Consider the following 20,385-nt stretch of genomic DNA (forward strand, 5'->3'; position numbering starts at 1 on the left):
CCGGGTCAACCCCGGAGGCCGGTCTCGTACTCGGCGACCGCGTCCCGCAGGACATCGGCGATCGTCGTCCCCTTCAGCGACGCGCAGAGAGCTCGGGACGCCTCGGCGTACACCCTGCTCAACACCGGCTGGATGCCGTAGCCGACGTAGCACTCCGCGTCCGGCGGGGCCGCGGGCATGGCGAAGATCTCCTCGCCTCCCACCGCCAGGTAGACGTCCAGCAGCGTGATCGACGCCGCACCGCGGGTCAGCTCCCACCCGCCGCCGCGGCCGCGGGTGGATTCCACCAGGCCCGCCGCGCGCAGCTCGCCCAGGCAACGCCGGATGACCACCGGGTTGGTGTTCACGCTGGTCGCGATGCGCTGCGAGGTGGCGATCTCCTTGTCGGTGCCGCGCCGGTCGAACGCGATCCACGCCAGCACGTGGACGGCCATGCTCATCCTGGTGTTCGCGCTCATCCCATCACCCCCGGAGTGCGTCGACTTGACTGTAACCGTCATGATTACATATGTTGAATGCAACCACTCCGGTTACATATTATTGCGCCGCCCGCGGGCTACCCGTTCGGCGCCGCTGCGAGGAGACGTGCGATGGGACAGCTCGACGCGAAGGTGGCACTCGTCACCGGGGGGACCGAGGGCATCGGCCTGGCGACCGCCCGGCGCTTGGCGTCCGAGGGGGCGACGGTGTACGTCACCGGACGCCGTCAGGACAAGGTGGACGCCGCGGTCGCGGGAATCGCGGGCGACGTCACGGGGTTCACCGGCGACGTGGCCGACCTCGGTAGCCTCGACCGCCTGTTCGCCCTGATCGGGGAGCGCGAGAACCGGCTCGACGTGATCGTGGCGAACGCGGGCAGCGGGGACTGGCTCGGTCTCGCCGATGTGACCGAGGAGAAGTACGACGCGACGTTCGACGTCAACGTCAAGGGCATGTTCTTCACCGTGCAGAAGGCCCTTCCCCTGCTCACCCGGGGCGCGTCGGTGGTCCTCGTCTCCTCCATCGCCGGCATCAAGGGCTCTCCGGGCATGAGCGTCTACGCCGCCACCAAGGCGGCGATCCGCAACTTCGCCCGTTCGTGGGCGCTGGAGTTGGCGCCTCGCGGCATCCGCGTCACCGCCCTGTGCCCCGGGCCGGTCGAGACCCCCGGGATGAAGGGCGTGCTGGGGCAGCTCGCGCGATCCGGCGACAGCGGGCGGGGCATGGAGGTCCCCATCGGTCGCATGGGTCACGTCGACGAGATCGCCGCGGCCGCGCTGTTCCTCGCGACGACCGAGTCCTCGTTCGTCACCGGTTCCGACCTCGTCATCGACGGCGGTGCTGCCGCGTGAGCAGCCCAGCGGACCGATCCGTCCCCTGCCCACCGAGTGCCGATCGGACTCCGCACGAACAGCTTCGGCCGCGGGCGCGTCACGCGGTGCGGCCGACTCCGCGGCAGCGCTGACCGCCTGCACCGACCACTACCACCGAGATGAGGACAGAACCCGTGAACACCCTCGTGTCCGAGACCCCGTTGAGCGAGAACCACGACGCCGCGACGCGTGACGACCGGGAGTTCGCCCGGCACTTCGAGCACCGCTTCACCACCGTCGACGGCGTGCAGATGCACTACGTCGTCGGAGGCGACGGGCCCCAGCCCATCGTGCTCCTGCACGGCTTCGGCGAGACCTGGTTCGGGTGGCGGGGCATCCTGGAGGACCTGCTGCCGGGGCACACCGTCATCGCGATCGACCTGCCGGGTCTCGGCGACAGCACCGGCGAGTTGCCCTCCCACGACAAGGTGACCCTCGCGGGCTACATCCACCGCCTGCTCGACGAGCTCGGCCACACCGAGGGCGTTCGGCTCGTGTCGCACGACGCGGGCGGCGGCATCGCCTTCGCCCTGGTCACGCGGTGGCGGCAGCAGTTCTCCGGCCTGCTCATGCTGGACTTCCCCGTCACCGGGGGCTCCCTCACCTACGAGCAGCTCAGGGCACTGTCCTACCACTTCTCCTTCCACGAGCAGGAACCGCTGTTCGAGCAGCTCGTCGCAGGACGGGAACGGCTGTACCTGGAGTATTTCTACCGGGCGATGTCACCCGGTGTCGACGAGCCGATGCCGCCGCACGTCGTGGAGGAGTACGTCCGCGTCTACTCGCGGCCCGGCGCGTTCCACAACGGCTCCCGCTACTACCAGGCGTGGCCGCAGGACGAACTGGACAACCGCGCCGCCATGGCCGACCCGATCACCATGCCCGTCCACTTCCTCGGCCAGGCCCCGTTGTTCGAGGCGTTCCTGACCGCCATCCGCGGCGCGGCCCCACAGGCCACCGGCGCCCCGCTCGAGACCGGGCACTGGATGCTGCACGAAGCCCCTGAGCGCGTCCTGCGCGAGATCAAGTCCTTCTTCGGCTACGACGGCTGAGCGGGTGGCGGCGCGTCCGTCCCGGCGGGGAGCAGGTCGAAGTCGGCCCGACCCGAGCGCACGCCGTTGACCTGGAGTTCGACGGCGTGCGTGCCGGGGTGGTACCGCCGGGTCGTCAGGACCCGGAACGAGTGCTGACGGGTGAGGTCCAGGCTCTCGCCCGGACCGAGGACCCGCGTCGTGAGCTTGAAGACCTTGGCGCTGCTGCTGCCGTCGGCCTTGCGGTGGTGCACGACGTAGTCGATCGCCAGCCGTGCGGGTTCCGGCTCCAGGTTGCGGACGGACGCCGTGAACGTCAGCGTCGCCCCGATCGGCAGCGCGGTGGGCGTGGCTCGCGGTCCGGTGACCTCGACGCGCGCCGGGGTGAACCCGAGCAGCCGCAGGGCGCCGGGGTGCCCCTGCTTGACCAGGGTGCGCAGGCCGTGCCGCACGACCCGACCGGTGTTGGCGTCGGGTTCGGCGAGCCAGGCCGACGCGGTCGCCACCGCGAGGTCGGCGTGGTGGCGGCTCAGGTCGTTGAGGTGGTTGGCGACCGACCGCCGGACGTACTCGCTGTCGTCCCGATACAGCGCGTCGAGGACCGGCAGGGTCGACGACGGGGCGGCGAGGATGCCCGGCACCCGCACCGCCCAGGGCAGCAGCGGGCGCGTGCCCTCGGAAGCCAACCGGCGGACGTCCTCGCTGTCCGCCGCCGTCCAGCGCACGACGGCGGACAGTGCCCGGTCGAGGTCGTGGTCGAGCAGCGGGCGCAGCGCGAACTCCGAAGTCAGCAGGTGGGTCAGCTCGGCGAGCAGGGCGAGCGCGTCGTCGAACGCCGCCGTCGTGCGCTCCGCGATGGCCTTGACCGCGATCGCGCTGGTCACCGGCCAGATCAGCCATCCGGTGAAGGGCGGAGCGCCGTCCTTCGCGGTGCGGATGACGCTCGCGAACGAGGCGTAGTCACCGGGCAGGTCCGCCAGCAGGGCATCGCGCAGGAGGTCGCTGCGCGCACGCAGCGCCAACGGCGGCAGCGCCCCGGCGGCCGCGCGCAGCCGTGGCAGCCCCGCGCCGGGGACGGCCGCGCGCAGGGCTGCCACGAGGGCGCGCACGGTGTGCGCGCCGATGAGTTCTTCGGCAAAGGGCATGGTCGACCCTCCAGGTCGGTGGTGGAGCCGGACGTCACCCCGACGCGTGCAGGGAAGCCAGGTAGACCAGCGCCTCCGCGCTGCGGCTGCCCGGTTCCGCGGTGCCGACCAGGAGCTGCTGGCCGGGCGCGTCGTGCACGTCGAAGGTCTGGTAGGTCAATTCGACGCGGCCGGCCTCGGGATGCGCGAACACCTTGAACGCCCGGCTCAGCCCACCCACGGACTGGTCCTCCCAGAGCCGCCGGAACTCCGGGGAGACCCCCACCAGCTCGTCGACCAGCTCGGCGATCTCCGGATCGTCCGGGAACCGGCCCGCGTTGAGCCGCAACGCGAACACCGTGGCACGGGCCACCGTGGGCCACTCCACGAACACCGCCCGCGCCCGCGGGTGCCGGAACAGCACGCGCACCATGTTGCGGGTGCCCGCGAAGGGCGCCAGCAGGGCGGCGGCCACGGTGTTGGTGGCCAGCACGTCGAACGACGGCCCCAGCACGTAGGCGGCCGAGGCCGGGAACGCGTCCAGCAACCGCAGCAGCGACGGGTGCACGAGATCGCGGGAGCTGTCCGGTCCCAGGCGCGGGTTCAGCCCGGCCAACCGGTACAGGTGCTCCCTGGCGTCCGCGCCCAGCCGCAGGGCACGTCCGATCGCCCCCAGCACCTGCGCCGAGGGGTTGCGCTCCCGGCCCTGTTCGAGGCGGGCGTAGTAGTCCGCGCTCACCCCCGCCAGGACCGCCACCTCTTCCCTGCGGAGACCGGTCACACGGCGGCTCCCACTCGCGCCGATCAGACCGGCGTCGGCCGGGTCGAGTCGCGCACGGTTGGCCCGGAGGAAGTCGCCGAGTGGGTTGTCCTGGTCAGCGGGCATGTCCTGGACGGTACCGGCGGCCCGTGCCGAGGTGCCCGGCACGGGTACCGTCACGCTGCGGCTCATGCCCGCTGGAACGCCGTCGAGCTGAGCCCGTTGATGGTGGTGCTTCCCTGCTGGTAGCCGATGCCGACCTCTTCGGAGAACGGACGCGGGTACTCCAGGCTCGGGGTGGTGAGGGCGCCGAGCTCGGTCAACTGCTCGTCGGACAGGGTCACCGCGATCGAGGCGAGGTTGTCCGTGAGCTGCCGCGGCGTGCGCGCGCCGACGAGCACCGAGGTGACCTCCCGCTGCTGGCGCACCCAGGCCAGCGCCACCGCCGCCACCGTGGTGCCCAGCTCGCGTGCGATCCGCTCGAGCACGTCGAGCAGGGCGAACGTGCTCTCGGTCAGCATCGGCGCGGCGTAGCCGCTCCGAGCGGAATCGGCCACCTCGGTCCTCGAGCGCGAGTACTTGCCGGACAGGACACCGCTGGCCAGCGGACTCCACGGGGTGACCCCGAGTCCGAAGGCGCGGGCGGCCCCGAACTGCTCCCCCTCCGCGGTCCTGGCCAACAGCGAGTACTCCACCTGCAGGGCCGCGACCGTCTCCCACCCGCGGAACGCCGCGGTGGTGACCGCTTGGGCGATCCACCAGGCCGGGGTGTTGGACAGCCCGATGTGCCGGACCTTCCCGGAACGCACCAGGTCGTCCAGCGTGGACAGCGTTTCCTCCGGCGGCGTGTGGCGGTCCCACTGGTGCATCCAGTAGAGGTCGACGTAGTCCGTACCCAGCCGCCGCAGCGATCCCTCCAACTGCGCCACGACCGCCTTGCGACCGGCGCCACCTGCGTTCGGGTCATCGGGGAACAAGGTCCCACCGAACTTCGTCGCCAGCACCACCCGGTCCCGCCGACCGGGGTGCTGCGCGAAGTAGGCGCCCAGGGTCTCCTCGGACGCGCCGCCGTTGTACTGGTTCGCGGTGTCGAGGAAATTGCCGCCCGCGTCGAGGTAGTGGTCGATGATCGTGAACGAATCCCGGGGTGCCGAGCCCCAACCGCCGTCGTCGAAGGTCATCGTGCCCAGCGCGAGCGGGCTGACCCGCAGACCGGAGCGACCGAGCGTGCGGTACGAGTCGAGTTGCATGAGCGGGTGTCCCCTCAAGAGCGGAAGTCGCAGTGGCTGTGCTCCTGAGACTTCCGCAGGTGACCACCGGTGAGAAGGGCGCAGCTTCCTGGGTGCGCCACACCCAGGAAGCGCCTGCGTGAGCCGTGAGAAGGCGCCGGGTCGCGGGTCAGCCTTTGAGCAAGACCATTCGAACGCCCCGGCTGGAGCGAATTCCTACAGGGGACGCACTGCGGCGGCAAGCAGTGACCACGGGTGTTATCCGCCTTTCGTCGCGACGGCCTGCAATGGCTCGGTGGAACCCGGATGGCCTATTGCGAACCGCTTGAAATTCTGCAAGGGAAATCGCCCGTCAAACGCGTCGATCTTCATTAGAACGGATGACTCTCCTATCTTGCGGCCGATGGCGCACGCGACACTGGCCATATGACGCGCAGCCACTCACAGTCGACAGTGCGTAACGGACTTGGTGTCAAGGCGTGGGACAATTGGTACCTCCAGACACCGGACGGCCGGTACCTGGCCCAGTCGTCAGAGCACGACAACCAGGGCTCGCCATTCGTCACCGTCGTCTCCGAACGGGCGGCCGCGATCGCCTTCGAGCTCGTCGACCTCGGCGAGCACGAGGTGGATTCCTATCTGGTGCGACTGCGGGATCCCGAATCCGGGCGGGTGATCCGGCTGGCCCCGTCGGGCATGCTCGTGCTCGACGACATCGCCGACGACTGGACGGTCTTCACCACCCGGCAGATCCAGCCCGCGCAGCTGCGGTTGTCCTCGTCGGTGGTGGCGAAATCCGATCCGGACAACATCTACCTGGTCGAGGCCAGCCGTCGCTTCATGGTCGGGACGAAGCCCCCCACGCCCATGCAAATGCTCGGTGAACCGGCCGAGGGGAACAGGCTGTGGTCCCGGCGATTGGCGGGTGCCGCGGTCGGCGGGCCCGCCGCCTTCGGCGAACACCAGGTGGTCGCCGGGAACCCTCCCCTGGTGTGCGCGCAATCGTTGACCGGGCAGGTCGAATGGACCTTCCAGGGCAGGCAGGCCACGAGCCCCGCCGCCGTCAGCCTCGTCCAGCGCACGGCGGTCGTCGCCAGCGATGAGGAGATCTACGCGGTCTCCCTCGACACCGGGGCCGGGCGTTGGTGGTCGGTCGTGTCCGGCATGGTGTCCGCGGCGCCAGTGCTGTTCGAGGACACGGCCTACATCGTCACCAACGCAGGAGTCCTGCACGCGTTGAGTCTCCGTGACGGCGCGGAGCGGTGGTGCTACCCGAGAGCGGAGGAGGCGCGCACCCCCACCTCCACCTCCACCTCGGTCGCGCTGGGCGAGCAGACCCTCTATTTCGGTTCGGGGGACGGCACCGTGCGCGCGGTGAACCTGAACACCGGCCGGGAGATCTGGGGCAAGGACCTCGGGTCGGCCGTGCACGCGACTCCATTGCTCGTCGACCGGACGATCGTGGTCGTGTGCACCGAGGCTGGCGTGGTCATGGCCATGGACGCCGCCATCGGCGCCCAGTGCTGGGTCGTGGACCTCGGGTCGGCGGTGCGCGCCCGACCCGTGGTGCGCGACGGGGTCGTCCTCGTCGGCACCACGAGCGGTCGCGTGCACTCGATCGACCTCGCCACCGGGGCCGAGGCCGGTTCTCCGGTCTCCGTCGAGGGCGCGGTCGAACACGACCTCGTGCTCGCCGATGGCGTCGCCTACGTGACCGCCGGCCACAAGCTGTACGCGCTGAGTGCCGGGGAGACGAGCGATGTCACGTTCCCGGCGCAGCGCAGGCCAGCCGGCCCGCCACGGGTGTTCTCAGGAACGGTGTGCACCGCCACCACCGACGGCACCCAGATCGCGTTCACTGCCGGGCTGCGGGATGGGGGCCCGTACACTGATCTGGCTTGCTACTTGCGCGCGTGCATGCTGGCCGACGCGGTCGTCGACCCGGCCCACCGCTCCGCGGTCCCGGCGAACTGGCAGCTGATCGCCACGCGGCAACCCGTCGAGGGCACGAAGCTCTACGGCACCGCGGCGATCTTCCACCTGCGTAGACCCTCCGATGATCGGCCGGTCCTGGTGATCGCCTTCGGCGTCGACCAGCGCCGCAACCTGACGGCGTACGGCCCGGCAGCCGCGACGTTGGCCCGGGTGCCGAAAGAAGTCGGCGGACTCGGCAGCGGGATGGTCAACGCCCAGGCGCTGGCCGACTACCAGGCCATCTGGAAGAAGATCGAGTTCTATACGCAGTTCTTCAAGACCGCCACCATCGTGGTGACCGGGCAGGGGTGGGCGGGACCGTTGGCCACGCTCTGCGCGCTCCAGCTCGCCACGCGCCCAACGGGCCCCCAGCCATCCTGTGTCACATTCGGCGCCCCCGCCCCCGGCGACGCCGAGTTCGCCACTCGCTGTGAGAGCAGGGTGCCCTCCTTGGTCCGGATGGTCGTTCCCGGGGACACCGTCGTGGACTCCATGGCCGCGAGGTCGACACCAGGCGAACCGAGCCGCTGGGAGCACGCCGGCATCGAGGTGACTATGGGCGACGGCCACCGCGACCCCGTGGCCTTCGGCTCGACCGCTTGGTACGCGCAGACCCTGGCCGGTTCGATCTGAGAAGAGGTGCCTCGATGACCACGACAGCGACCACTCCTTCAGCAGTGCGTCCCGCGACCGCGGGGGAGACCTTTGTTCCTCTGGCGGCGCAGTACTTCAACCTGCGGGCCGCGCTGCGGATGGCGAACCTGGCCCAGGACGCCTACATCGCCTACTTCAGTGACGACGAGTTCCAGGACGGCTACGCCAACCTCGATGGGACCTGGCAACAGGCGGACAGCCGGGAACAATGGTTGCAGCGCAACCACTACCAGTTGATCGTGGACCCGAACTCCGAGACGCCCTCAAGCAGGTGCTTCGGGATCATCGCGGAGACCGCGACCGAGATCGTGGTGGCGTTCCGGGGCACCGCGGTGCTCGAAGACCTGAAGACCGACCTGGGGGAGGGGTGGGCCAGCTTGGGCAAAACCCAATACCCGTTCGAGAAGTGGAATGTCGGAAAGCAAGAGGTCTGGGCGCACCGCGGGTTCCTCTCGGCCTACCAACGGCTGCGGGCGTCGGTCATCGCGACCGTCGAGACAGCGCTGGCGCGAAATCGGAATGCGACTGTCTATACCACCGGCCACAGCCTCGGCGCCGCACTGGCGACGCTGTGCGCGGTGGACCTGAGAGCATCGGTGCGGGGTCCCTGGCCCCGACTGTGGACCTTCGCCTCACCGCGTGTCGGCAATGAGAAGCTGGCCGCACTGGTCCAGAACAGCACCGATGAGTGCCATCGCGTGGTGAACACCCGCGATTGGGTGCCGTCCGTACCGGATCGGGGCTGGACCCCGGCGTACTACAAGTGGTATTACGGCGGCCAGCACGGACCCGCGCCCACACCTACCTTCGTCGACTACCAGCACGTCATCGGCAACATCATCGAGGTCGAGTTCGGCTCCGCGACATCCCCGCTCGAGGCGCACCGGCTGCGCAACTACTACCTCGCCTCGTTGGAGCACGCAGCCGTCAAGGGCAGCTCACGGTTGCCCAAGGCCACGCGCATCGACAGCTTGCAGGTGGTGCTGCGCACCAGTAACCGGATCGACGCGGGTGGTGCCGATGACGCTGTCGTCCGACTCCTGGGAGTGAAGTGGGGGCCGCTGACCAACACTGACCTCGGCTATGCGGCCGGTTCGCAGCACCGGTACGACCTGTTCGCGCGTTGGCCCGAAAACAAACCGTACAACCCCATCGTCGGCGATCTGACCAAGTTGGTCCTCACTACGTCCGCCAATCCGCTCAACCTGGTCGAGCCGTCGGGCTGGCGGCCGGACTCGATCACTGTGGTGGTCAACGGGATCGAGTTCGCCACCGTCGACCTCCACGGCTACGCGATGTCCTGGGCCACCACCCGGACCATCACCTGCCCACTGCGACCCGCACCTTGACCGCCGACCACGCAGGAGCCGCCGGTATGACAGAAAGCGTTCTCCCAGCGCTGTGCTGGACACCGTCTGTCGACATCACCGAACAGGTGGGCGGGCTGACCAGTCGCGCCCCCGCGCTGGTGAACTTCAACTCCGTCGTCTATCTGTTCTACCAATCTGACAAGAACGTCGACCAGTACACGTCCTCTTTCGACGGACAGATGTGGTCGGCCACGTCCGAGTTCAAAACCGCGTCGTCGGTCACGTCGTTCACCGGACTGTCGCCGGTGGTCTTCGGTGGCCGGCTGTACCTCTTCTACCGTCCCTCGGATGACCACACGGGCATCACCTATGTCAGCTCATCGGACGGTGCGCGGTGGTCGGAGCCGCGCTCGATCTTCGATGGGATCGCGGGACGCACCTCGATGGCGCCCACCCCGGTGGTGTTCGGCGCCCGGCTCTACGTCTTCTTCCGCGGCGAGCACAAGCATGACCATGTCTACGCACGGTCCACCGCAGACGGTGTGAACTGGGACGGTGCTGTGGACCTCGTGAAGGAAACCGGCATAAAGATCAAATCTGTTCCGGTGCCGATCGGCTTCGCCGGTCGGTTGTGGGTGTTCTGCCGCACCAGCGAGCACGACGGGCACGGGGTGGCCGTCGCCAGCATGAACACGCAGGGCGGGTGGAGCAAGACCGACCTCACCAAGATCTCCGGTATCCGGACCTCCGCCGATCCAGCAACGGTCGTCTACGGCAACGAGTTGTACGCGTTCCTGGTGGGCAAGTCGAAGGACGGCAACCTCTACACCTGCAAGACCGGCGCGGACGGTGCGTGGCAGAAAGCCACGGCGGTGCCGCACAGCACCAAGGCGCACACCACCGATACACCAACCCCCATCGTGCATGACGGCAACCTGTACGTCTTCTTCCGGGGGCGTTCCGACCGCCAGCACGTCAACGTCTTTCTCCTCAACTCGCCCAGCGAGTACGTTCGCCTCTCCGGCAAAAACCTTCCTGATGTGGCCAGTGCGGACGGGTCGATCCAGGCTGTGGCGACCGACAACCGGCTGATCGTGGCATACCGGTCCAAGCAGCACCACGAGCGGGGACTCACCTCGTTCGGCATGCCAGTCGAGCAGAACTGGGGCGGCCGGGTGCAGGACGCCATGCGGGCGTTCGAGGGTGTGCCGAAGACCGGTACCCGGGACCGGTTCCACGTGAGCACCTATGTTGATGGTTCGGTACGTCCATTCTCGGTCTACCGGGACTGGATCCTCTGCACATCCGACGAGAACCCGGCGCACCTGTACGTGATCGATCAGTCCAGCCGTGTGCCGGTCCAGGTGCACGAACTCGCCCAAGGCCCGTACACGTCCTGCGTTGGCGCCCAGGTGATCGGGGACTTTCTCGTGGTGGCGCTCAACAGCGCCACGGGTTCCCGGATCAGCTGCTACGACCTCGGCCCCGTGACCGCGATGGGGGCACCCACCCTGTTGCCCGCCAACATCGAGTTCCCTGAGCCGCTCGATGGAGTGGGAATCACCGACGCGCAGTCGGGCGTCAAACGACACTACGTGCTGGGGGCGTACGCACGGGGCCGGTTGTTCGCCTTCCGGTCGAACCCGGGACCGCTGAGCGACGTGACGTTCACACCCTCCTTCTTCTGCTCGATCGGTGCGCCCGCGGACACCGCCCACCTCCTGACCGATCAGTACGGAGACCTGTTCCTGCTGACACTCGGCACTCCCGATGCCGACCGGGCGAGCCTGTTCGCCCTCCACCCCTCCGAGGTGCGAGCCCGCATGCTTGCCCAGCGCGTGTTCACTCCGACTCAGGACAGCTTCCCGCACTTCAAGTTCGGAGCGGGAACATGCTTGGTCACGCCGACGACCATGGCCCTGTACGCCACCGCCCCAGGAATCGGCCAGTACCTCTCTTACGACGTGTTCGAGGCCCCACGCCGGGAGTCACAGCAAGCCGAGCTCGGCACCTACTTGGATGCGGCTATCCGAGAGGCCGGTGCCCATCCGGTGGGCGGCTGACGGTCTGCGGCCCGACTGATCGCGCCGAAGTTCGGGCTGACCCGGAGACACTGCGCAAGTGGATCAGGCAGGGCTGAGGTCGACCACGGTGTCTGGCCACCCCCGAGAACTTCGCCAGCGTGACCAGATTCGCGCGGAGTCCGGTCGGCGCGCTGTTCGGCGCGCCGGGTCACGGCTACGAGGACCTGACCACCGAGCGGTTCCCCTCCAGCCAGTACATCATGGTGGGCGCCGGGCTGATGGGCCTGCTCGCCGCCGCCCGGACCGCAGCGGTGATGGCGACCTTCGAGGGCGTCACGGCGATCACTGCGCAGGCCACCTGCCCGCACGGGCACGGCGGCCCCCGGGCGCGGACAGGGGGACCGGGTGCTGTTGGTCGCTGACCTCGACGCCGGGGCCATCACCGCGTTCATCAGGCACGCTCTGGCCGTGCACATCGGCCTTGCGGCCTGGCGACAGCCGCGCGCGCGGTCGGCCCGCCGCTGACTCCGGTTCCGCGCCGCCGGGTCTTCGGCTCCGCCGCCTGCGCCCCTGATTCGTTCGACCGAACCTCCCGCCGCGACGTATGCGCCCGCGCAGGCTCCGCGCCGGAGATGGTGGGTGACGACGAGGCGGTAGCTGGGCGTCATCCTGTGAGGATCAGCTCGTGGTACCGAGGATGCCATTGACGAAAGTACCCGGGCGGGTGGCGGAGTCCTGTCGCAGAACAGGGGTGCCCGACGGCCAAGGGGCGGTCAGCTGAGTCGTCTGGCCAGGAGGGGTCGTGACGATAGTGGTCGGGATCCACGTCTCAGCGGGGCCGTCGGGCACCAGAAAGGTGATTGAGGCGGATGCCGCCGACCCCGAGGGCACCTCGTTGTGCTTCACGCCGTTGTCGACGCGGGGGAGGTGGTACACCGACCCATTGGGGTTCTCAGGGCCCTCGAGATCCACTCCCGGGACCCCGTAGAGGGCGCAGGTCGCGCCCGAGGTGTTCCGGTAGGTCAGATCCAACTTGAACTGTCCGGGGGAGTCCTGGTTCTCGACCGGCTTACCCACCTCCAGCGCGAGGTCGGAGGTGGCACAGCGGTTGGTCTCGGCGTTCTCCGTGGTGGTGGTCGCAGTAGTCCCTGGGATCGACGTGCTTGTGGTGCTGCCTGGTGCGGGCTGGGTCGGGCTCTGCGCTTGGCTCTCGGGAACGGATGACTCGGTGCCGCAGGCGGTGAGCGCGGCCATGCCCGCCAATACGGTGGCTCCGGAGGCGAGGCGCTTGATCATGCGTTCTCCTGTCTCTGATCGAGAACTGGTTCTTCTGGTCCTCTGTGAAGACGCCCACCCGGGAGTCTAGGTGCAGACGAAGCGACTCGCGCCACAAGCGCACCGGGATCCCGGTGCGCGCCCCGCGCTTCTGGTCCGATGACGGAGGTCAAGGCCGTTCTCCGGCAAGGCCTTGGGTCCTGTACGGCCTCATTGTCGATCCCGCGAGGAGATCAGGGGGCAGGTTCGAAGACCCGTCACAGCAGGTCAGTGTCCTTCGCGGACGTCTTTGCCCTGCTCGGCGAAAGCCTTGAAATCCTCCATGTGCTGTCGCGACTGCTTGCGGAAGGCGCCGGGCATCAGAGGCGCCACCAGTCGCATCAGGAAGCCGCTGAACCGGTATTCGCTCTCGCTCACCCAGAGTGTCGTCTCCGGACCGGCTTCGGTCAGCTGATCGCGCACGGCGTTCCACATGCCTTCGGCGACGATCTCGCGGTCGAAGTGAACGACGCTCTCCGTCGGGATCCCGTGCAGGTCTGCGGGTTCTCGGCGCGTGATGGTCTCGGTGCACTCCATCTTCCGCTTGCCCATCTGCAGCACGACCCGCGACTTGGTGCCGACCGCGCCGTGCACCCCACTCAGCGGCTCGTGCAGCACCAGGCCCCGCAGCCACTGAGGCAGGTGTGCCGGGTCGGCGAGCATCTGGACCACGCTCTCCCGGGGCAGGGCGATCTCGATCGAGACGGTGTACTTCATGGCGCGCATCGCTCTTCCTGCTGGGTGTGGTTGTGCTCCTCGATCGCGGAGCAGGAATGTCAGGCTGGGTCGGGCACGTAGAACTTGGTGGTGGCCTCGACCGCGGCCGTGACGTGCTCAGGTTCGCCACCGGCGGCCAGGTGGGCCTGGCCCCAGGCCGCAGCGCTGCGCCTGCTGAACTCGCGCCCCTCGGGCGACTTCCCGAACTCCTCGTGGTCGGCGCTCTCGCCATCGGCGATGAGTCGGGCCAGGGCGAGTAGAGCCAGGTCCCAGCCGACGCCGCCGGCGCCGGGGCCGTAGGTCGGGAAGGAGGGCTCCCCGACGGCCGCGGCGTGGATCAGCTCGAACTCGGTGTCGCCGTTCGGGCCCGGGGCCAGCCGCACCTCCACCTCGCTCGTGCCGGGCCAGGCGTCGGCGTCCGGTCCGTAGAGCCAGGACACCTTGAGCAGGCGCGGCGGCTCGCACCGCAGGATCTCGCCGTGCTCACCACCGTCCAACTCGTACTTCCCGCCAAGCCGCAGGTCCCCGGTGACCGGCTTCAACCAGCGCTGCAGCCGCTCGGGGCTGGTGATGGCGTCCCAGACGTCGCCGATCTGCGCGTCGTATCGACGCCGCAGCTCCACGGTGTACGCCTCGCCGGCGGGCACGCTGCCCTTGCCCATCGCCCGGTGCGCGGCGGCCAGCTCTTCCAAGACGTCCTTCATGTGTCATGTCCCTTTCGGTGATGGCCCGCATCGGTGCCTCGGGAGGGCGCCCCGCGGGCACGCTTGCCCCGGGCCAGCTCGGTTCCCAGGGCATCGAGGCGTTGTTCCCAAAGCAGGCGGAACCGGCCCAGCCACGCGTCGACCTCGCTCAGCGGCGCGGGCTCGATGGCGTAGAACCGGCGGGTGCCCTCGGCCCGGACCGACGCGAACCCGCTGTCACGCAGCACGCGCAGATGTTGGGAGACAGCGGGTTGGGATATCGCGAACTCCGCCCGGATGACGTCGGTGATCGCCCCGGAGGTCTGCTCGCCGTCGGCGAGCAGCTCCAGAACGCGCCGGCGCACGGGGTCGCCGAGGATGTCGAACGCGTGCACGACGGCGACAATACCGGTCTTCGCTTATATAAGTCAATCCTGGTGTTTTGGCGCAGTGTCGGCTTGGTGATCTGTCCAGTGAGGCCGTCGGCCCTTTCGCTGGCGGTGAGGGCTGTCGTCGCTGGGGGCTGGTGCTGGCGTCGATCAGGTCGGTCTGGACCGGCGCGCCGCGGTAGTCGTTGGGCGGCCTCGCACCGGCACCAGTCCACCCCGCACCAAACGGCAGCACCAGGCCCACCGCGCTGCCGAGGAGCAACTCCTCTGAGACCAGACCGCCGACCTGCGGTCTTGTGGGCGCCGTGGCGACAGGGGCTCGAATTCTCTGGCTGACCAGCGACCAGCCCACGACACCCCACCATGGCCGACGTGCTCATCGAACCGGCCTTGAACGCGGCGCGAACCATCGCCCGCCTCGACCCGTCTGTCGACATCCCCGAGCTGTGGGCGAACGCACCGCACCCGGCCAGGACGCGACCATCGCGAACCGGGCCGTGCCGTGCCGGACCTGGGAACTCCGCGATCGAGATTCGACCGGCGCCTACCTGCGCAGGTCGTGGGTGCGCGCCGCGAGCCGGGCCAACGCCGCCGGGGTCAGCAGGCGGCGGAGGGCGAAGGCGGCGGGGGCCTTGCTGCCGGTGGCGTAGAGCGCGCGCGGCGACTTGGCGCGGATCGCCCTGACGATGGTGGCCGCGACCCGTTCCGGGCCGACGCCCTTGGCTTCGTTGCGCCGCAGGGCGCGCAGGACCGTGTCGAAGTCCTCGCGGTGGGGCGAGTCGGGGTTGAGGTAGGTGGTGCGGCGGGCGCTGAGGCCGGTGTTGATGGAGCCGGGTTCGACGGTCGTGACGGCGATGCCGAAGGGGGACAACTCCTCGCGGGCGGCGTCGGAGAACCCGCGGATGGCGGCCTTGGTCGCGACGTAGGAGGACCGGTAGGCCAGGGGGAAGCTGGCGAGCATGGATCCGATGAAGACGATCCGCCCGCTCCGCCGTTCGCGCATCCCGGGCAGCAGGAGCTGGGTGAGTTCGACGGGGCCGAGGACGTTGGTGGTGAACAGGCGCTCGAGCGCGTCGAACGGCAGTTCCTCGAAGGGGCCCGCCTGGCTCTCGCCCGCGTTGTTGACCAGGACGTCGACCGGACCCGCCTCGGCGGCGAAGGAGGTGATGGAGTCGGGGTCGGTGAGGTCGAGGGTTCGGAGGTCGACCCCGGGGACGGGGTCGGGGACGGTGGCCGGGTCGCGGGCGGTGCCGATGACGGTGAACCCGGCGTCGCGCAGGGCCGCGGCTGTGGCGCGGCCGATGCCGGAGGACGCGCCGGTCACGACGGCGGTGGTCATGTCTGGTCTCCTGAGACGTGTGGCGGGGTGCTGGTGGGCGCGGACAGGGCTGCTGTCATCACCGGGGCCGCGCGGGGTGGGTACGGGCGGCGGGGAGCAGGCTCAGCCACCGGGGCGATGCCCGGGCGGGCAGGCTCGTCAGGACCACCCGGTCCGGGCGGATGACGGCGGCGTGGGCCTTGCCGAGCCACCGGCGCAGTTCGGGGACGTCGTCGGCTGGGACGGCGACCGCGTCGAGGCGGTGGGCGATCACGGCCGCGCCGGGGTCGAGGGGGCCGGCGTGGATCAGGCCGAACGAGTCGCCGAGCACGTCGTCGAGCCTGCGCCCGGATCCCGGGAGACGCGGCTGGGGGCACAACGTGCCCGCGAGGCGGTCGCGCCGCCCGCGCACCAGGGGGCCGGGGCGCAGGCGGGGTGTGGCCGTCCTGAGCACGAGGTCGACGAACCGGGGCACCCGGCCGAGCGCGCGCAGCGCCCGTTCCCGCACGGCCGCCACGCCGTTGTCGCCACCGGTCATCACGCGGCCCAGGCCGACGGCGACGCGGATCAGGTGCGTGACGTGGGGGCGCCGTTCGGCCTGGTAGGTGTCGAGCAGCCGGTCGTCGGCACCTTCGTCGAGCACCGCGGCGAGCTTCCAGGCCAGGTTGGCCGCGTCGCGCAGCCCCGAGCCCATGCCCTGGCCGATGAACGGCGGGGTGAGGTGGGCGGCGTCGCCGAGGAGGAAGACCCTGCCCTGACGCCAGCGGTCGGCGACCTGCGCGCGGAAGGTGTACTCGGCCCGGCGCAACACCTCGACCTCGACGCCGCCGGTCCACGGGTGCAGGAGCGCTGCCAGGTCCAGGTCGTCGGGGGCCTCGGTGTCGGTCAGCCGGAACTCCCAGCGGTGGCGCTGCGCCCCGATCTGCATGTAGGTGGCCGCCCGGCGCGGGTCGCACACCTGGTGCACGCCGTTCCAGGTGCCCAGCGGTGCCCCGCAGCGCACGTCGACGACCAGCCAGCGCTCAGCGGGTCCCAGGTCGCGCATCCGCGCGCCGAGGTGCCCCCGGGTCAGGCTGTTGGCCCCGTCGCAGCCGAGCACCGCCCGAGCGTCGACGTGACCCTCGCGCAGGCGCACCCGGATGAGCCCGTGCCCGCCCGGCGGGGGTTCGATCCCGGTGGCCTCGGTCCCCGCGCGCAGGCTGATCGCTGGGTGGCGGGCCACCGCCGACCGTAGCAGCCGCTCGAGGTCGGGCTGGTCGAACAAGTTCGCCTGCGGCCAGCCGTGCACGCCCACGAGGCTGTCGCGGCGGAACTCGACGATCGTGCGGAGTTCGCTGTCGACCAGCCGCAGCCCCGCCGCGGGCCTGCTGATCGCGCTGAACCGCTCGGCCACCCCCACCTGCTGCAGCACGCGCATGACCTCGTCGTCGAGGTGCACCGCGCGGGGCAGCGGGTACACGTCGCGGTGCCGTTCGAGCACGACCGTGCCGATCCCGTGCCGCGCCAGCAGCAGGGCCGCGGTCAGCCCGGTCGGCCCAGCGCCGAGGATGACCACGGGTGCGCTCATGCGACCGTGCAGCGCTGGCTGCCCAGGTCCAGCGCGCCGTCCGGGGTGGCGATGCGGGCGGTCACGACGTCGCCCGCGCGCAGGTAGTGCGGGTTCTTGGCCTGGCGGGCGAAGAAGACCTTCCACTTGAGGGTGGGCGGGACCAGCGAGCCCGCCTTCTCCACCAGCTTCGGCGGCGCCTTGAGCGCGGTGCCCCCGGGTGTGCCGGTCAGGACCAGGTCGCCGGGGGAGAGGGTCTGGAACCGCGCCAGGGCGGTCAGCGCCTGGGCTGGTCGGACGATCATGTCCGCCGTGGTGCTGTCCTGGCGGAGCTCGTCGTTGACCCACAACCGCAGCCGCAGGTTCGGCAGGTTCGCGAGATCGCCTGGTCCGAGCAGGGTGAGCCGCGGGCCGACCGGTGTGAAGGTCGGGTAGGACTTGCTCTCGTAGAACTGGCCCTTGGTGAGCTGCACGTCCCGGGCCGAGACGTCGTTGGCGACGACCAGACCGGCGATGTGGTGGGGGAGGTCGTCGTCGGTCACCACCGCGCCGACCGGGAGTTCGGCGCCCAGGACCAGCCCGAGTTCGACCTCGTAGTCGAGCAGCCGGACGTGCTCTGGGGTGGTGATCGCACCGTGCGGGCCGGTGATCGACCCGGACGCCTTGCGGAAGAACGTGGGCCCGCCGGTGTTCGGGGCGACCCCGGAATCCTTGGCGTGCGAGCGGTAGTTGATCAGCTGGGCCACCACCCGGCACGGCGCGGTCACCGGCGACTCCAACGCCAGGTCGCCGACCGGGACGCCCTCCTCCGACGAGTCCGCGGCGTTGTCCACCGCACGGCGGTCGGCGAGCAGTGCGGCGGTGTCCGCGGCGGCGGTGTCCACTCGAACCGCTCGACCGCCGGGACGCTCGACCCACCAGGAGTCGTTGGTGCGCAGGATATCGGTGCTCATGTGCTCATCGCTTTCATCAGGCCCAACAGGCGGGCGGGGTCGAGTTCGTTGTCCGCGCGCAGGGCGCGCAGGGCCGAACGCACCCGGTCCGGTGAAGGGGTGTTGCCCAGGAACCGGCGGGTGACCGGAGGCCCCCACTGGGACAGGCCGCTGGCGGACATGGACGCCCAGCCGGGCTCCACGGAGCTGTCGAACAGGTCCCCGTCGGCGAAGTGCTCGACCATCAGCCGGTCGGGGTCGTGCCAGTAGTCGAAGATCTGGCTGCCCTGCACGTGGCGGCCGATGCCCCAGACCCGGCGGTACCCCTGTTCGGTCAGGTACTCCCCGCCCGCGGCGATCGCGTCGAGGTCGGCCACCTGGTAGGCGGAGTGGACGTACTGGGTCGTGGGGCCCAAGTGCATCGCGAGCGTGTGGTGGTCGGCCGGTTCGGAGCCGCGGTCGCACCGCAGGAACGCCATCGTCGGACCGCGGTCGCGCTGCCCGGGCAGGAACAGGAAATCGCTCGTGATCAGGCCGAGGACGTCGAGGTACCAGTCCAGCGCCCTGCGGAAGACGGGGGTCTCCAGCACCACGTGCCCCAGGCGCTGCACCCGCGCGGGTTCACGCGCGGGTCGCTGCGTCCGGTTGACCCGGGGGCGGTCCACGCCGAAGTTCAGCGCGTGCGCCTGTTGACCGGGCAACCCCGGCAGCACGGGCACGCCGTGCACCACCCGGACGGCGAACCCGCTCGGGTCGCGCAGGTTCACCACCTCGCCCTCGTCGGCGTCGCCGAACCGGCGCACCGGGGACCCCGTGGCCGCGGCGAGGCGGACGAGGTCGCCGCGCTCGGCGGCGTGGAAGGCCAACCCGGCGAACCTCGACACCGGGCCGCGCCTGAGCACCACGCACGGCGCCCCGGGGAACGAGCCGCGCAGGCGCAGCAGCTCCCCGGTCCGGTCGGCGACGGAGAAACCGAAGTCGTGGGCGAACGACGCCGCCCTGGGCAGGTCGGTCTTGTCGAACTCCAACCAGGCCAGGTCGAGCACCTTGATCACCGGGTCGAGAGCGCGGCCCGGGTGCTCGTGCCGCCGGGCGCCCCGCTCGCTGTGCAGGCCCGCATGGGCAGCGTCCGCCATCTCCCACCCTCCACCCGCTTGTCTGATGTTTTCATCAATTACGATGACACATGCCAAACGGTCGAGGCAACCAGCTGGCGCGGGAGCGACGGGTCCACCCCGTCCGGTGCCGCTAGAGTTCGGCCATGAGCACGGCCCCCCAGGGCGCTGAGACCGCGAGCTCCGGTGCGTCGCGGCACGACCGGCGCAGGACGCGCACCAGGCAGGCGCTGATCGACGCCGCGCGCGAGTTCCTGGCCACCCGCGGGAACCTGGACATCAGCATCCAGGAGATCACCGACGCCGCGGACGTCGGCTTCGGCTCGTTCTACAACCACTTCCCCACCAAGGACGACCTGCTCCAGGCCGCCATCGAGGACGCCCTCGAAGAGCACGCCGACATGCTCGACCGGCACACCGCCCACTTCCAGGACGCGGCGACCGTCTTCGCGGCCAGCCTCCGGGTCACCATCCGCCTGGCCGACAGCCACCCGCAGATCGCGGGCATCCTGTCCAGGACCGGCATGCGCTACCTCAACTCCGACCGCGGCCTGGCACCCAGGGCCCTGCGGGACATCACCCGCGCCGTCACCGACGGGCAGTTCGACGCCACCACCCCACCCCTCGCCCTCGCGATCACCGGCGGGTCCCTGCTCGGCCTCATCCACCTCCGCCTCGAGCACCCCGAGCTGTGGACCCCCGACACCCCGGAGCGGTTCACCGAACAACTGCTGGTCGGCTTCGGCATGCCCCGCGGACTCGCCCGCGCCACCGCGCGCAAACCCCTCCCCGACCTCACGACCGGGCCGATCAGCGGCCCGTGAGAAGGGCCTCCGCCCGCACACCACGGGCCCGACCGTGACCTGGTGGTCTGCCGCACAATCGACTTGAGGCAGTGCGACCACCAGCCTCG

General features: G+C 70.1%; 19 protein-coding genes. 7 read left to right on the plus strand and 12 right to left on the minus strand.

Annotated elements, in window-relative coordinates:
* Window positions 1-5 precede the first annotated feature (5 nt).
* A complete protein-coding gene (locus tag GCL84_RS12670) occupies window positions 6-458 on the minus strand; it encodes an Rrf2 family transcriptional regulator (RefSeq protein WP_156755642.1) in 453 nt (150 codons plus the stop codon).
* Window positions 459-590: 132 nt separating this feature from the next.
* Here GCL84_RS12670 and GCL84_RS12675 point away from each other — a divergent pair, with 132 nt between their 5' ends.
* Together GCL84_RS12675 and GCL84_RS12680 are read left to right on the plus strand one after the other, a co-directional pair.
* Window positions 591-1,331, plus strand: coding sequence for an SDR family NAD(P)-dependent oxidoreductase (locus GCL84_RS12675; protein WP_156755643.1), 741 nt, complete (start codon window positions 591-593; stop codon window positions 1,329-1,331).
* Window positions 1,332-1,486: 155 nt separating this feature from the next.
* Window positions 1,487-2,404: an alpha/beta fold hydrolase gene (locus GCL84_RS12680; RefSeq protein WP_197523202.1), complete on the plus strand. Its 918-nt coding sequence runs from the start codon at window positions 1,487-1,489 to the stop codon at window positions 2,402-2,404.
* Here GCL84_RS12680 and GCL84_RS12685 read toward each other — a convergent pair.
* From GCL84_RS12685 to GCL84_RS12695, 3 genes are all read right to left on the minus strand, one after another.
* Window positions 2,392-3,528, minus strand: a complete 1,137-nt coding sequence (locus GCL84_RS12685; RefSeq protein ID WP_156755645.1) for a DNA alkylation repair protein — start codon at window positions 3,526-3,528, stop codon at window positions 2,392-2,394. The two genes, GCL84_RS12680 and GCL84_RS12685, sit on opposite strands and share 13 nt — an antisense overlap.
* Before the next feature lie 34 nt (window positions 3,529-3,562).
* On the minus strand, window positions 3,563-4,393 hold the full coding sequence (locus GCL84_RS12690; RefSeq protein ID WP_156755646.1) for a helix-turn-helix transcriptional regulator: 831 nt from the start codon (window positions 4,391-4,393) through the stop codon (window positions 3,563-3,565).
* A 62-nt stretch (window positions 4,394-4,455) separates the two neighbouring features.
* Window positions 4,456-5,517: an aldo/keto reductase gene (locus GCL84_RS12695; RefSeq protein WP_156755647.1), complete on the minus strand. Its 1,062-nt coding sequence runs from the start codon at window positions 5,515-5,517 to the stop codon at window positions 4,456-4,458.
* Between the two features lie 432 nt (window positions 5,518-5,949).
* On the opposite strand from GCL84_RS12695, the gene GCL84_RS12700 reads away from it, so the two are divergent.
* The 4 genes from GCL84_RS12700 (at window position 5,950) to GCL84_RS12715 (ending at window position 11,880) form a co-directional block, all read left to right on the plus strand.
* Window positions 5,950-8,103: an outer membrane protein assembly factor BamB family protein gene (locus tag GCL84_RS12700; protein WP_197523203.1), complete on the plus strand. Its 2,154-nt coding sequence runs from the start codon at window positions 5,950-5,952 to the stop codon at window positions 8,101-8,103.
* A 14-nt stretch (window positions 8,104-8,117) separates the two neighbouring features.
* Window positions 8,118-9,473, plus strand: coding sequence for a lipase family protein (locus GCL84_RS12705; RefSeq protein WP_156755649.1), 1,356 nt, complete (start codon window positions 8,118-8,120; stop codon window positions 9,471-9,473).
* A 26-nt stretch (window positions 9,474-9,499) separates the two neighbouring features.
* Window positions 9,500-11,497, plus strand: a complete 1,998-nt coding sequence (locus GCL84_RS12710; protein ID WP_156755650.1) for a glycoside hydrolase — start codon at window positions 9,500-9,502, stop codon at window positions 11,495-11,497.
* Window positions 11,498-11,616: 119 nt separating this feature from the next.
* The gene (locus GCL84_RS12715; RefSeq protein WP_156755651.1) at window positions 11,617-11,880 is read left to right on the plus strand and encodes a hypothetical protein; all 264 of its coding nucleotides are present in this window, start codon (window positions 11,617-11,619) and stop codon (window positions 11,878-11,880) included.
* Between the two features lie 256 nt (window positions 11,881-12,136).
* Here the strand turns inward: GCL84_RS12715 and GCL84_RS12720 are convergent, their stop codons facing one another.
* The 8 genes from GCL84_RS12720 to GCL84_RS12755 form a co-directional block, all read right to left on the minus strand.
* Window positions 12,137-12,754 (minus strand): DUF4232 domain-containing protein, encoded by a 618-nt coding sequence (locus GCL84_RS12720; RefSeq protein ID WP_156755652.1) that lies wholly within the window; start codon window positions 12,752-12,754, stop codon window positions 12,137-12,139.
* Between the two features lie 246 nt (window positions 12,755-13,000).
* The gene (locus tag GCL84_RS12725) at window positions 13,001-13,498 is read right to left on the minus strand and encodes an SRPBCC family protein (protein ID WP_235926186.1); all 498 of its coding nucleotides are present in this window, start codon (window positions 13,496-13,498) and stop codon (window positions 13,001-13,003) included.
* 50 nt (window positions 13,499-13,548) lie between these two features.
* The gene (locus GCL84_RS12730; RefSeq protein ID WP_235926188.1) at window positions 13,549-14,193 is read right to left on the minus strand and encodes an SRPBCC domain-containing protein; all 645 of its coding nucleotides are present in this window, start codon (window positions 14,191-14,193) and stop codon (window positions 13,549-13,551) included.
* Entirely contained in the window at window positions 14,190-14,567 is a 378-nt protein-coding gene (locus tag GCL84_RS12735; protein WP_156755653.1) for an ArsR/SmtB family transcription factor, read from the minus strand. Before GCL84_RS12735 ends, GCL84_RS12730 begins: the two co-directional genes overlap by 4 nt.
* A 538-nt stretch (window positions 14,568-15,105) precedes the next feature.
* Entirely contained in the window at window positions 15,106-15,900 is a 795-nt protein-coding gene (locus tag GCL84_RS12740; protein ID WP_156755654.1) for an SDR family oxidoreductase, read from the minus strand.
* Between the two features lie 58 nt (window positions 15,901-15,958).
* Entirely contained in the window at window positions 15,959-17,446 is a 1,488-nt protein-coding gene (gene mhpA / locus GCL84_RS12745) for a bifunctional 3-(3-hydroxy-phenyl)propionate/3-hydroxycinnamic acid hydroxylase MhpA (protein WP_156755655.1), read from the minus strand.
* Window positions 17,443-18,378: a fumarylacetoacetate hydrolase family protein gene (locus GCL84_RS12750; RefSeq protein WP_156755656.1), complete on the minus strand. Its 936-nt coding sequence runs from the start codon at window positions 18,376-18,378 to the stop codon at window positions 17,443-17,445. Before GCL84_RS12750 ends, mhpA begins: the two co-directional genes overlap by 4 nt.
* On the minus strand, window positions 18,375-19,493 hold the full coding sequence (locus GCL84_RS12755; RefSeq protein ID WP_156755657.1) for a VOC family protein: 1,119 nt from the start codon (window positions 19,491-19,493) through the stop codon (window positions 18,375-18,377). The genes GCL84_RS12750 and GCL84_RS12755 overlap by 4 nt, the downstream gene beginning before the upstream one ends.
* A gap of 125 nt (window positions 19,494-19,618) precedes the next feature.
* On the opposite strand from GCL84_RS12755, the gene GCL84_RS12760 reads away from it, so the two are divergent.
* On the plus strand, window positions 19,619-20,296 hold the full coding sequence (locus tag GCL84_RS12760; protein WP_156755658.1) for a TetR/AcrR family transcriptional regulator: 678 nt from the start codon (window positions 19,619-19,621) through the stop codon (window positions 20,294-20,296).
* Window positions 20,297-20,385 lie beyond the last annotated feature (89 nt).

The organism is Actinokineospora pegani, assembly GCF_009745975.1.
Taxonomy (GTDB): domain Bacteria; phylum Actinomycetota; class Actinomycetes; order Mycobacteriales; family Pseudonocardiaceae; genus Actinokineospora; species Actinokineospora pegani.